Origin of the sequence: Vibrio sp. S9_S30 (assembly GCF_014694455.1) — a bacterium.
Taxonomy (GTDB): Bacteria; Pseudomonadota; Gammaproteobacteria; order Enterobacterales; family Vibrionaceae; genus Vibrio.
In genome coordinates this window covers 161,685-175,028 of sequence record NZ_JAAUWT010000006.1, presented here as the reverse complement: position 1 = coordinate 175,028, position 13,344 = coordinate 161,685, and the positions used below count along the sequence as shown (strand labels likewise).

The following is a 13,344-nucleotide window of genomic DNA, read 5'->3' as shown; positions in this document are numbered from 1 at the left end:
GTGATAAGCCTAAAAAATGAACGCGTAATTAACAATAGACAAATGTATTGCGAGCCCAACGCCTATCGCGACTAAGGCATTCTTTGAATACCAATATGCCCCAAACACAGCAAATGATGAAATGAACTGAGGTAGTCCATAGGGCGCTGACGTAAAGTCGATATGCAGAAACGTGTAAGCAACGAGAAGCACCATGATCCCGACAGGCATTTTGGTGCCGATGTACTCCAAATACTGGTTAGACGACAGTTTATCCATCACCGCAAAAGGCATCACTCTCAATATCACAGTAACGACGGATACCGTTAATATAATAAGAAATATCTCAAGATCACTATTCATGAACCGGTTCCTCTTGCTGTGCCTGTTTGTAGTCCTTGCTAATGAGCAATAAATAGCAAATCAGCCCAGACCCTAGGAAAGATGACTTCAATATATAAAACTCCATTAGTGCGCCAACCACACAGGAAATAACCGCATAAATCAGTAGTGAGGTGTCTGAGTCGTTACTGATGGCATCCGCCGCAAGGGCGATAAACATGGCTGTGAGGGCGAATTCAAACCCCGTGACCTCTGGGGGTAACAGTGCCCCAATAACCGCGCCTAACAAGCTTGCTCCCACCCACCACGCATGGCTAATCATTTGAAGCAAGCTAATGTCTGCCCCGCTTAACGGCGCACCTCTGCTAGCACACACGATCGCATAGGTTTCATCGGTTAACGCAAAAATCCCATAGGCTTTTTGTATCCGCGATGTCATGCTCTTCAATGGAAAGGATAACCCATAAAAGATGTGGCGGAAGTTCACGATTAATGCCGTCCAAGCTACGGCAATCAGTGGTTGACTTGACAAAATAAAGGTCACCACCAAAAATTCGATGGAACCAGCAAATATCACGAGGGCAGAAATGGGAGCCCAATACCATTCAATACCGCTGGAAACCATAAAAACACCTAACGCCAAACCAAGTGGTATGTAAGCCGTCGCCACAGGTAGCGATAACTTAAAGACGTTTATAAAATTGGATGATTGCAATGTTGATCCTCACATTAATGTAGGTTGTGTGGGGCATATTCCCCACACTGACGATGGAGTTTGGGAGTTATAATCTTTGCTTTACCTGTAGCGTTTCGAGAATCATGTTCAGGCATTTCTTTAGAAAGTCTTTATCTCTGGCATAAGTAATGCGCACACCATGATTCGACCCAAAGACTTCAGCTGGCATCACCAATAATTTATGCTGGGCAAGTAATTGCTGCGTCAGTTCATTGGAATCAATCGTGGGGGATGTGTTGAACCATGCATACGGCGTATTTTGGGGCGCGATGAGCGTGAGATGCGGCGCTGCCAATTCTGCAAATTTGTCGAGAATAGGACGACCAGCATCAATGTAGTTATAAAAGCGTTGAAGGTGTTTTTCCTTCTCTTCGAGCACTAACAAAGCCGTTTTTTCAAGCAGCATCGAGTTGGAGACGGTGGTGTAGCGCTTATAATTGACCATTGCTTCAATCAACTCATCGTTTTGAGATACCGCCCAACCCAGCCTTAATGCAGGAAGACCATAAATTTTGGATAAGCTTGATATCGATACCGATTTTTCATATTTATTGACAACAGATTGGGAAAAATCGAGCAAATACTCTTCGTCGTTGACGATCCAAATTCCTTTCTGCTCACATACCTGAACGATTTGATCCCACTCGCTGTCTGTCAGCACTGCGCCTGTTGGGTTACATGGGCTATTAAGGATCAGAAGTTTCGTGTTATCACTGATGGTGTGAATAAGCTCTTCAACTGGGAAGGCTGCACCTGGCGTCCATTCAAGTAATGAAACATCGCAGCCTTTGCTCTTAGGCACTTCCCATGCTTGTTGCCACCCAGGGAAAGTGCAAATAACATGGTCCCCCTGCTCCAACCGTGAATTATAAAGAATATACAACGCTTCTTGTGCGCCGTGAGTAATCAGTGAACTCAAGCCTTTAGGGTCGTTCTTGTATTGAGAAAGTACAGTGTTTCGAAGCGCCAGATCCCCCCTGTCGACACTGTAATCTAGGCACCATTCCCCTTTCAGGGTCAAATCCTTAAGGTATTGAAATTGGACACCACTTTCGGCCAAGTCGTAGTCGAATTTTCCGTGAGCTTCATTGAATAGCCACTCTTGAATTGTGTAATTTGCAATTGCCATAATCAGTCCATTAATTTTGAAAAAGTAATAACGAAAACGTCGCGTTTCGCTTCTCGTCCTGGAATTTTTGTTGTGATGGGAGTAACGAAATGCTTCACCTGCCTGTCATCAACGATCATGATTTCCCCCGGCAGTAAGGTGTGTTCATAGATACTGTTTTCATCTTCAAGAGGAGAAATAAGGGAGGTAGCGCCATTCACATTGTTAAGAGAAACGCAGTAAATCGCTAAGTAATCAAACCCGTCTTGGTGGAAACCTTCTGGCGCTGGATAGCCCACCGCTCCTTCTTCTGCCACAATCCTAATTTGATGGCACCCAATAGAGTAGTTACCTTGTGGTATGTGTTGGCTATCGACAACGGTTTGAACGATCTCCTCTATATGATGGCGAGATTCAATAGAAAGAGGCGTAAAATTTCTCTTCAGCCCTCCTGCATAACTATTGAGATCTTTTGTTTGAAAAAATGCACCCGATTCTCTCCAAGTCAGCTGTCTATTGTTATAGTCTCCAACGCTATAGGCTCGGTATCGGTATACATAGGTGTTATTCAGATACTCATCGGCTTTCAAATCTTCGAAAGTGCCATAAAGAAATGAATTGGGTTTATGTGGGACATTTAAAATATTCAACATTTCATTTATATCTGCGTTATTGGTTGTATTTTCATAATACAGATCATGGCTTATGATGGATTGAACAAAAATGTTCAATTTTTTGAATAATATTGTTCTTTTATCTGATTATTCCCAACGAAGTGTTGCCGTTATATTTTATTGGGATACCATTTTTCGAGACAGTACTCATTATTAAATTCCGATCCTATTACGATGTTCGTTATTTCAAACAAGACAGAATAAGCACAAAGACTCACCAACGTATAAATGACAAAAAATCATTAATAAACAACAACTTTGAACCATCAACCCGTAAATCCACCAAGCCAGAACACAAGATAAGTCAATGATTCAATGGGCAGAAGAAAAAACATTCCCCGCCGTTTAAAATAAAAAAACAGAGGGTAAAGCATTAATTATCTTGTACACATCCGTGTTGGTAAATCCAATTTATTGCTGCCCACGAGGCTGTTTTCATCTACCATAAAACCAAAGATGGTGATCCTAAAGAAACATTTCCCACACTCCATTTATTATATTGAAAACTGCACATTCAAACTTAGGTGTTTGCCTTTTCGGTAACCCTGAACCCATTCGAGAGTTAACCAAACCGTTTAGCCTGCACCAATACACCCCCTGGTCTCCCAAGATAAGTAAACAACACCATAGAGTTGAGTAAAAAGACTCACTGTCTCGCTGCAATTTGCAAAGTATTAGCGATTTGAAAATGCAAATATGCAACAAAACGGTAAGCAAACGTTTTCTTTGCTTATTTTTAAGGGGTTAGAGTTGGCATGCGAATTGTATTACTGGCTCGTGACCCTTTTAAGCCGAGGGTCACCTAGCCAACTGACGTTGTTAGTGAATAGATTTGTTCACATTGATATAGCCAGCCGCACTGAATTTTGCGACTGGCTTTTTTTATTTTAAATGGTGTGACCGCAACGTTATTACTTCGGGTTCACCGACTTCGCAATAGCGTCGACGGCTTTCTTCACTTTTTCGATCTCTTTCGCACTGCCCATCGAAAGCAAACGAACGTAGTAGCCATTATCCAGTACACCTATGTATTGAATAGCCGCTTGATTATTTGCTTCGGCCACAATTTTGTAGCCTTCTTTTCCTACGAAATTGACTTTACCTTCAGAAACAATTGTATGTTCTTCAAACCCTTTGATTGATTTTAGAAGTGTTTTGGCGTGTTTGGATTGATTTAGAATGCGACTTTGAGTAATGGAGCTGGCGATAACCAATAGCGGTTTCTCACCCGATTTATCGATACCATCAAATGTGGTGAGTGATACGGTGGAGTTCCCCATAACATCAGCGATGTTAAAAGGTTGTTCAGGTTCAAATGTGAAAGGAAGCAATGCAACTTTTTCAGACAAACTCGATGCCTTTCCAATTTGAATATTCTTGATTGAGTTCATTACCGCGGCTTTATCAAGCGCACCTTGACCCATAATATTGTAGGTGACCATCACCGTTTTCTGACCTTTGAAAAGAACAATGTACTTGTCCACACTCACGCCAGATATGGCTTGAGTACCAATAACAATGGGGGCTTTATATCCATCTAATTCCACAGAGCTCAGTTCAAGCACAGCAAGACCCTGCTTGCCGAAACCCTGTTTTGCCATGTCCAAATCACTGAACAATACTGAAAGTTGGTCAAAGGCTTCTAGCGGCAACTCCATAACGACAACACTGGAGTTGTTCTTTGCGTGAATAAAGCCTGCGAAGGCATCTGATAATTCAAAGCCTACAGGTTGCTCCATACTGGCTGACGTACCCGGTATATGAACTTGGTTTTGCTCAGCCCAAGTGCTGAACGACAGTATTACCGTTAGCAACAAAATACATTTTGCCTTTATCATCTTTTTGAACCTAGTTTTTAGAGTTTATGAACGAGAAAACACTAACATACCGATTCATCTAGCCAATGAATGCAAATGAAATTTTAGATCCCATTCAGATAAATATGGCGTTATTTATCGTTTTAGATTTCAAATGCATATAAAGTTCGTAACGGTCGGTATTGTGAACATCTGTGATCAAATGGACATTCCCTTGCGCGAGGATCTCTTCACTCTTTGAGCCGCCCCTTTCCATCTCTTAACTTTTCCATGAATGTACTCCTACACCGTGCATACGGTTATACCCAAATAACCTCAAGATGCAGGATTCAGAGCGTACTCTTCTACACTGCTTGGTGCACTGCGTTGACTAGGATCGTAATAAACAACCTCAACGATCTAAAAGACGTGACACGTTTTGTTGATGCTCACTTCGTTGGACACACACCTGAAGCCCAAAATGGCAAAGTGGCGTTTATCAACCACCTTCAAAGCATGGCGAAAAATAGGAAACGTTTTGTCCACACACCCGTTCAGACCATCGCCATGGGTGATGTGGTGCTTGTCCACTCCAAGCAAGTGGATCGCGATGTCGAAAACGATCTAGGTACTGGTTACATCGATATCTTCCGCTTCAATAATCAAGGACAAATTGTTGAACAGTGGAACGTGAAACAAAAGGTGAAACCTGTCGATGAACGCTACAACATTAACGAAATCTTTGCCTACCCTTACCGCTGGTCATGCTCCTTCATTTTGTTTATCTATAAACCGGAACTCGATGTAACACTCCGGTGATGCCTATAGGGGGAAAGGATACCCCCACCCTCCGATCAAAAATTTCTGACTTATTCCGTTCATTTCCTTTGACATCGACTCAAACACTGTATAAATATTGAAATGAAGCACAAATCTATTCACTTTTGCTTCTTTTGCCTAGCCCAACCTTTGTTTTCGTTTAAGGAAAAACCATGAGTTCTAGTCCCATTCTGAACCAGTCCCTAATTGTAAGTGGACGCGATATTCCATTGAAGGAACTGTTGTTTGCGAAGCGTGTTCTCGATAATTACATGTTAATTGCATTAGACAATAGCCCTGCCGAGCTGCTTGCCGAAATGAAAGAAGCGGTGCACAGTGTTGACTATTTCAAAACAGAATCCGACCCATGTGAAGCGCGCAACGCTGTCAGCACAATGCTTAAAACCGTTGAGCAAGCTTCTTCGTTTGATCAATTTAAAACATTTGCTTCTCAGCCCTCCCAAGCACTTCATGAACTTATCGAAGATAGGGCACAACTGATCAAACAAGAAAGAGATTTACTGCGTGAGTCCGGTTACAACGTATCTAAGATTTAAGCCTCACTTCCAATACCAGTTTATAAGCTCAAAGCAAACGCCACGAATAAAAAAGCCAGCTCCCTGCAAAGAAGCTGGCTCTTTCGTATATCAATTTAAGTGGAAGGAGTCGCTACTCCGTTTTAACAGTAACAGTCACGCCAGAACTAGCACGATGACCATATAACCCAATATACCACTTTCCTTCTGCTGGAGAATTAATCACACAGCTTTCCGCACTGCCATTATGCCGAGAACGGCAGTCGTATGAGCTACGGTTAGGTAGAGTGCCTTTTCTCACATACAAATCGACATCACCTGTCCCACCAGATGTGGTGATGGTCAACGTTTTGTATCCACTGGAAAGCTCCTGAACGTACTGTTGCCACCCGCTCTTCTTCACACTCACTTTGGTAGCGATTTTACTAATGGGATCAAGATTATAGGTTTTTGTTGTTGCATCATTGGCTCCATACATCTTTTGCAGCGCACTGATATCATGCTTCGTTAAGCTCTGACGCTGCCCTATCTGGTTATTGGGTACAGAGGGATCTTTAGACGATATTGTCACACGACCATCCCCAAATTCCCAAGCACGGTAATGCATGATTGAGCGAACATCATATGGACCAGCAGATGTTGACACCGAACCGCGCTTTTGGAAATTGAACTCCATACCCTGTCTAATATTCCCCCAATTAATAGTGACATACTTATCACGGTCAGCGCGTTGGTGCGTATGAAAAAAGCCCAACGTATGCAAAAGTTCATGAGCCACAATACCCGGTTTTCCACACCCCTTACCAATCGATAATGGTTGGACTCTGCGCTCATAACCTATTTTTGAGTAACACCCTTTATCACGAATAATCCTGACATAATGCTTTTGATTGGTTCTTTCAACAAAACGTACTTTCGATACACTCTCTATACTGCGCATCGCTTCCTTAATACCAGCCACATCTTTCGCTGGGAGGCTGCTCGAAATAGTATAAGGAACCACACCATTAGGCCATTTCTCGAATCCAGACCATGCCGAACGTCCCCGCCTATCATTTTCATCAACTAACTCCATTGGCGGTATGCCGTAGTTTTGAACCTCTTCCGCTGGGCCCAGAATAATATCGCCCTGGAAAACAGCAGTATCGCCACCTTCCAGCGCTTTTACATCATAAGTAACAAAGTCATTGGTACCTATAATATGGGTTTGCTGAGTATCGATAGTCGGTATCTCCGCGTTTATCTCTACTTCATTTTCGCCAAATGCAATAAGAGGAGTCATAGCCAATACGGATATTGGAATCACTACGTTAAATTTCATTATTTTCTCCATATATTTCAGATTTCACTTCTAATTAAAATATCAATTTTTAAACGGTACAATACGCCAAATAGTCATAGACCTATATTAAACTGGCTTTTATAACTTAAATAAAAACAATATTTCAACATGAGTTAACTTATACAAATACTCATGATTTATATAAGAACCCTACGAAGCGGGAGCAATAATATGATTGTAGAATTTTATAAATGCAAATAACAAACTCGCTTATTTTCGTTGATTTATCCCTTCTTTGCAAAGAAGGAATGGATATCAAAAAAAGAATTTAATGAAATGATAAATTTCTTGAAATTGGGCATAAATAATCTCTAGAACACTGAACTAAAACAATTGAAAATATAATAAAATAACCTTAAAAAACAACAACTTGACCTTATTTTAATTTAAAAACACCTGAAAGATAACGTAGAGATAACACTGTAAAAATAGATTAAAATCCACATCAATAGCTATGTTATATTATAACAAAACATGAAATAATGTAGGTAGAAAGTCAAAGAAACATTTCCAAAAGAGCTCACTTTTGATATTTAACCTGAAATAATTAAGATATGAAAACAACCCTCCTTAATTACAGCGTCACTGTCTGGGATTCCATTTTTATTAGGATAAAGAAATGGTTGAAGAGATTTATAATAAAATTAGCCCATACCCCGAATATTGTAACGCTTTTGCCTTAACAATAACCCCAAATACTTATGCATATTATTTTAGGCACTCTTCTTACACACAAAAAAAAAGCACCCAATAAAATATGGGGGCTTTTACTCTTCTGACAATTTCAGGTATGCGTGTTACTTCACTTTATACAACGTACTGGTATCCGTGTGCGCCATCGCTTTTCCATAAATAGTCAAAGCCGTATTTTGCGAGTAAGTCAGTTTTTCATCTTCAATTGAGAGCGTCATGGAGAAGCCCGTTGTGGTGGCATTGTTCGTCATAAAATTGGATTCCGCAATCCCACGCTCAGATGCGGTAAGTGTCATCTGCTTACCTGCTTGCCCTTCTGCCGTTACACACGTGGTACGAGGTACACAGAAAGAGTTGTAAACAACTTGGTTTTCAGCATCGTAAATAAAATAGCCACGCTGATCGTGAAACTTGGAGTCGTCTGCTTTTCTGAACACTTCTTGCTTATAATACAGAGCAACAAGGCTTTGCGAGCTCGCATTAACTGCATCAGCGGCCACTTCAAATGTTATCACTTCATAAAATGGCGTTACCGCTGGAGCACCTTCACCTTGCGGAGTCCCCTTCTGTGCAGGTGCAATGTCCACACCGCCTGATTCGACCGACTTCCATGTGCCGACAAGCGATGCCAATGGACCAAAGTCCATCCCATCAATGTCTGTATGAGCCGCTGCCGCTGGCAGAGATAAAGCCGCTGACATTGCTACTGCAAGATATTTCTTCATTATTACTTCTCTATGTCTGTTTATTTGGGCGGTATTATTCACTAACCTTAATCTCAAATATACATAGAAAAATAAATTAAATTAAATTACAAAAGAAATAAATGTAACCGAATATTTATTTATTTCCCTCACGAATAAAAGTTTAAAAAAACAAAAATATTCATATTATAAAAACAAATAAGCAAACCTGAATTCATTTACTTTAAACCAAAATCAACCTGAAAGGTTACAATAAAACAATAAATATCAACAACTTAATATTGTTCTCGTTAGAAAAATAAAGTAAGGAAAGAGAAGAAAAAAAAACATTAAATATGGGCAATCACTAGTATCCACTATTCAATGTAGTGTATTACACGGCTAATCTTTCAACTCTATACAATATTTCAACTTTATAATGGTTAACCATCCTTTAAATCAACCATAACCCAATCATTCATGTTAAATCATGCCTTATTCCTTTAGCTGATATACCTAATATAAAAACACTGAAATATAACAACCCTGAAAACATAAAATAGAGCTTCTCTCTAAGCACTTGGAGGGTATCAACACAACGCTGCATCAACACAACGCTGCATCGCCACTCACTGCCCCCTACAGCGCAATAAATGCATCGAAAATAAATGTATCAAAAATGTCAACAAAATGTTGACCAATTAGTCAATTTAATTAAAACTTGACCAATAGGTCAGCTTTAATTGCTTGTTTTGATGCTAGGAGACACCGTGATTTCGTTTTTGCTTAATCAGTCAGTGAAACACATTAAGGATGTGTCGCCGAACACAACCGTCTTGCAATACGTACGGACACAACTCCATAAAACCGGAACAAAAGAAGGGTGTGGTTCTGGAGACTGTGGTGCCTGTACCGTTGTTTTAGGCGAAGTTGTAAACGGAAAGCTGGTTTATCAATCTATAAACTCGTGCCTGACTTTTGTTTCCTCATTACACGGAAAGCAATTGATCACAGTAGAAGATCTAAAAAACCCAGAGGGAAGCTTGCACCCTATACAGCAAGCGATGGTTGACTATCACGGCTCACAATGCGGTTTTTGCACACCGGGCTTTATCATGTCGATGTTTGCACTCATCAAGAATAAACCCACAACAACCAAACACGATGTCATGGAAGCGCTTGCTGGTAATCTTTGCCGGTGTACGGGCTACCGACCTATCATTGAAGCGGCACTGTCGCTTAGCCGCAATCAACAACTCAAAGACCAATTTTCGGACTTGGAAGAAAAAACCATTGCCAAGCTCACTGCGCTGTCGAGTGAAGAAGGCAAATTGCAGTGCGGCGAACACCATGCCTTCTTACCGACCACCACCGACGAATTGGCTGCGCTGTATTTACGCCATCCTAGTGCTAAGTTGGTTGCAGGCGGAACCGACCTTGCGCTGGAAGTGACCCAATTTAGACGCCCTATCGAAACCCTGATCAGCGTCGCGACGGTTACCGACATGAAGCTCTGTGAACTGAAAGACAATCGATTAATACTGGGGGCGAACGTGACACTCAATAACGCCTACCAATCACTCGCCCAACACTTTCCTGATTTCGGAGAATTGCTTCATCGATTTGCCTCTCTTCAAGTGCGTAACCAAGGCACCCTAGGTGGTAACATTGCCAATGCCTCTCCGATTGGCGATACGCCTCCTTTACTCATCGCGTTAGGGGCTCGAATCTCACTGCGCCGTGGCGACACTTCCCGTCTCATGTTACTAGAAGACTATTTCGTAAGTTACAAAGTGACGGTGCAGCAACCCAGTGAGTTTATAGAATCTATCCATATTCCCCTTCTGTCATCAGAACAAACGTTCAAAGCATACAAAGTGTCAAAACGTTTAGACGACGACATCTCAGCCGTTTGTGGCGCGTTTAATCTCACCATAGAGAATGGCATGGTGAAACAAGCACTCATCGCATTTGGTGGCATGGCCGCAATACCAAAACGAGCCACACATTGCGAACAAGCACTGCTGGGTGAAGCTTGGACGGAAGAAACGGTACACAAGGCAATGAAAACTTTGGTGGACGACTTCGAGCCCCTCAGCGATTTCCGTGCGACCAAGGAATATCGCGCATTATGTGCAGCAAACCTGCTTCGACGCTTCTATATAGAATCCGTTCACCCAAACAGTACCATCGAAACTCAGGTAACCTCTTATGTCTAACGCGCCGAAAACATCCATGAGCCACGAAGAAATGATGGCGTTGTTCAAACAAGACCTGGAAACCGGGGTAGGCAAAAGCGTGAAACACGACAGTGCTGCCATGCAGGTCACAGGAGAAGCCAAATACATCGACGATAAATTGGAATTCCCGAATCAGCTTCACGCCTATGCGTTGCTAAGCCCCCACGCACACGCCAAAATACTCAGCATTGACCTTACGCCATGCTATGAATTCGACGGCGTTGCTATCGCCATTACCAGCCAAGATGTGCCCGGGAATCTAGATATTGGGGCGATCCTACCAGGGGATCCTCTACTCGCCGACGGCACAGTCGAATACGTTGGGCAACCTGTGATTGCCGTAGCCGCCAACGACCTTGAAATCGCAAGAAAAGCAGCGCATGCAGCGGTTATTGAGTATGACATCCTGCCAGCCATTTTAGATATAGAAGAAGCGTTAGAGAAAAAGCAATTTGTCACCGCTACCCATCAGCAAAAGCGAGGCGATGCCAACGCCGCCATTGCCCAATCCAAACATGTTCTTGAAGGCAGCTTGCATGTGGGTGGGCAGGAACATTTCTATTTGGAAACGCAAATCGCCACGGTGATGCCCACTGAAGACGACGGCATGATCGTCCATTCTTCCACTCAAAACCCAACCGAAATCCAAAAGTTGGTTGCTAGCGTTTTAGGCGTTCCCATGCACAAAGTGCTGATTGATGTACGCCGTATGGGCGGGGGGTTTGGCGGAAAGGAAACCCAATCCTCCTACCCTGCTTGTATGGCATCAGTGATAGCCAAGCTAACAGGTCGCCCAACCAAAATGCGCTTGTTCCGAACCGAAGACATGATGATGACGGGAAAGCGCCACCCATTCTATAACCGATATAAAGTGGGGTTTGACGATCACGGCACCCTCACAGGCATCGAGATCGACGTTGCTGGTAACTGCGGTTATTCACCCGATTTATCGAGCTCAATTGTCGATCGCGCCATGTTCCATTCAGACAACGCCTACTACTTAGGTGATGCGACGGTAACGGGTTATCGCTGTAAAACCAATACGGCATCCAACACGGCATTTCGGGGCTTTGGTGGACCGCAAGGCATGATGACCATTGAACACATCATGGACGACATCGCCGCTTACCTAAACAAAGACGCATTGGAAGTACGCCAAGCCAACTACTACGGAAAAGAGGATCGCAACGTTACCCATTATTTCCAAACGGTGGAAGACAGCGACTTCATGCCCGACATCACCGAACAGTTGATTGAAAGCAGCGACTACTACCAACGCCGTGAAGCGATCGCCAAATTCAATAAACACAGCCCGATTCTGAAAAAAGGATTGGCGATCACGCCAGTTAAGTTCGGGATTTCCTTTACCGCCTCTTTCTTGAATCAAGCGGGGGCGTTGATTCACATTTACACCGATGGCAGTATCCACCTAAATCACGGTGGCACAGAAATGGGACAAGGCTTAAATACCAAGGTGGCGCAAATCGTCGCGGAGGAATTTCAGGTGGACATCAGCCGCATACAAATCACCGCCACCAACACCGAAAAAGTCCCCAACACTTCCCCAACGGCGGCGTCTTCGGGCACCGATTTAAACGGCAAAGCGGCCCAAAATGCTGCACGACACATCAAAGTACGCTTAGTGAATTTCGCCAGCGAACATTTCAAAGTGAACCCCGAAGACATCCAATTCAAAAACGGCATCATCCAAGCAGGTGAACACCTCATCGAATTTGATGAGTTCATTCAGTTGGCGTACTTCAACCAAATTTCGCTGTCGAGTACTGGGTTCTATCGCACCCCGAAGATCTATTACGATCACGAAAAAGCCAAAGGTAGGCCGTTTTACTACTTTGCTTACGGCGCCTCTTGTTCAGAAGTCATTGTCGACACTTTAACTGGCGAGTACAAAATTTTGCGCGCCGATCTACTCCACGACGTCGGCGCTTCACTGAACCCCGCGATCGATATTGGCCAAATTGAAGGCGCTTTTGTGCAAGGCGCGGGCTGGCTGACAACGGAAGAACTGGTCTGGAATGACGATGGCAAGCTGACAACTAACGGTCCCGCCAGTTATAAGATTCCCGCAGTGGCGGATATGCCCATCGACTTCAGAACGCATTTGCTGCAAAACCGGCAAAATCCGGAAGATACGGTCTTCCACTCTAAAGCCGTAGGTGAACCGCCATTCATGCTCGCCATGTCGGTGTGGAGTGCGCTAAAAAATGCCATTCGATACGTCATTGAAGAAAACGGCGTAGGTGGAAGCATCCGTCCTCACTTGGATACGCCAGCCACACCAGAACGGGTACTCATGGCGATAGAGAAAGTGCGTGAAAGCGCGAAAATAAAAGCAAGCAAGAAAACGGCCTAGTCACCGCTTTACTGAGAGGAAT

The 13,344-nt window shown here is 43.1% G+C and carries 11 protein-coding genes; 4 read left to right on the top strand and 7 right to left on the bottom strand.

What is annotated here, in order from left to right; genetic code table 11:
- Positions 1-9: 9 nt before the first annotated feature.
- The 5 genes from HC752_RS09280 to HC752_RS09260 form a co-directional block, all read right to left on the bottom strand.
- Entirely contained in the window at positions 10-342 is a 333-nt protein-coding gene (locus HC752_RS09280; RefSeq protein WP_190334862.1) for a branched-chain amino acid transporter permease, read from the bottom strand.
- Entirely contained in the window at positions 335-1,036 is a 702-nt protein-coding gene (locus HC752_RS09275; RefSeq protein ID WP_190334861.1) for an AzlC family ABC transporter permease, read from the bottom strand. The genes HC752_RS09280 and HC752_RS09275 overlap by 8 nt, the downstream gene beginning before the upstream one ends.
- A gap of 67 nt (positions 1,037-1,103) precedes the next feature.
- A complete protein-coding gene (locus tag HC752_RS09270) occupies positions 1,104-2,186 on the bottom strand; it encodes a pyridoxal phosphate-dependent aminotransferase (RefSeq protein ID WP_190334860.1) in 1,083 nt (360 codons plus the stop codon).
- Between the two features lie 2 nt (positions 2,187-2,188).
- Positions 2,189-2,818, bottom strand: a complete 630-nt coding sequence (locus tag HC752_RS09265) for a 2OG-Fe dioxygenase family protein (RefSeq protein ID WP_190334859.1) — start codon at positions 2,816-2,818, stop codon at positions 2,189-2,191.
- Positions 2,819-3,750: 932 nt separating this feature from the next.
- A complete protein-coding gene (locus HC752_RS09260) occupies positions 3,751-4,677 on the bottom strand; it encodes a hypothetical protein (protein WP_190334858.1) in 927 nt (308 codons plus the stop codon).
- 345 nt (positions 4,678-5,022) lie between these two features.
- Between HC752_RS09260 and HC752_RS09255 the strand changes: the two genes are divergently transcribed.
- A complete protein-coding gene (locus tag HC752_RS09255) occupies positions 5,023-5,454 on the top strand; it encodes a nuclear transport factor 2 family protein (protein WP_190334857.1) in 432 nt (143 codons plus the stop codon).
- A 173-nt stretch (positions 5,455-5,627) separates the two neighbouring features.
- Positions 5,628-6,011: a hypothetical protein gene (locus HC752_RS09250; RefSeq protein WP_190334856.1), complete on the top strand. Its 384-nt coding sequence runs from the start codon at positions 5,628-5,630 to the stop codon at positions 6,009-6,011.
- A 112-nt stretch (positions 6,012-6,123) separates the two neighbouring features.
- Here the strand turns inward: HC752_RS09250 and HC752_RS09245 are convergent, their stop codons facing one another.
- On the bottom strand, positions 6,124-7,311 hold the full coding sequence (locus HC752_RS09245) for a M12 family metallopeptidase (RefSeq protein ID WP_190334855.1): 1,188 nt from the start codon (positions 7,309-7,311) through the stop codon (positions 6,124-6,126).
- Between the two features lie 818 nt (positions 7,312-8,129).
- Positions 8,130-8,750: a heme-binding beta-barrel domain-containing protein gene (locus HC752_RS09240; protein WP_190334854.1), complete on the bottom strand. Its 621-nt coding sequence runs from the start codon at positions 8,748-8,750 to the stop codon at positions 8,130-8,132.
- A 728-nt stretch (positions 8,751-9,478) separates the two neighbouring features.
- On the opposite strand from HC752_RS09240, the gene xdhA reads away from it, so the two are divergent.
- Together xdhA and xdhB are read left to right on the top strand one after the other, a co-directional pair.
- Positions 9,479-10,927, top strand: a complete 1,449-nt coding sequence (gene xdhA, locus HC752_RS09235; RefSeq protein ID WP_342029465.1) for a xanthine dehydrogenase small subunit — start codon at positions 9,479-9,481, stop codon at positions 10,925-10,927.
- Positions 10,920-13,322, top strand: coding sequence for a xanthine dehydrogenase molybdopterin binding subunit (gene xdhB, locus HC752_RS09230; RefSeq protein ID WP_190334853.1), 2,403 nt, complete (start codon positions 10,920-10,922; stop codon positions 13,320-13,322). The genes xdhA and xdhB overlap by 8 nt, the downstream gene beginning before the upstream one ends.
- Positions 13,323-13,344 lie beyond the last annotated feature (22 nt).

Excerpts from the sequence above, each read along its gene's own strand:
- HC752_RS09265 (WP_190334859.1), bottom strand. The coding sequence starts at position 2,818 with ATGTTGAATATTTTAAATGTCCCACATAAACCCAATTCATTTCTTTAT.
- HC752_RS09270 (WP_190334860.1), bottom strand. The coding sequence starts at position 2,186 with ATGGCAATTGCAAATTACACAATTCAAGAGTGGCTATTCAATGAAGCT.
- HC752_RS09240 (WP_190334854.1), bottom strand. The coding sequence starts at position 8,750 with ATGAAGAAATATCTTGCAGTAGCAATGTCAGCGGCTTTATCTCTGCCA.
- HC752_RS09260 (WP_190334858.1), bottom strand. The coding sequence starts at position 4,677 with ATGATAAAGGCAAAATGTATTTTGTTGCTAACGGTAATACTGTCGTTC.
- HC752_RS09250 (WP_190334856.1), top strand. The coding sequence starts at position 5,628 with ATGAGTTCTAGTCCCATTCTGAACCAGTCCCTAATTGTAAGTGGACGC.
- HC752_RS09245 (WP_190334855.1), bottom strand. The coding sequence starts at position 7,311 with ATGAAATTTAACGTAGTGATTCCAATATCCGTATTGGCTATGACTCCT.
- xdhB (WP_190334853.1), top strand. The coding sequence starts at position 10,920 with ATGTCTAACGCGCCGAAAACATCCATGAGCCACGAAGAAATGATGGCG.
- HC752_RS09280 (WP_190334862.1), bottom strand. The coding sequence starts at position 342 with ATGAATAGTGATCTTGAGATATTTCTTATTATATTAACGGTATCCGTC.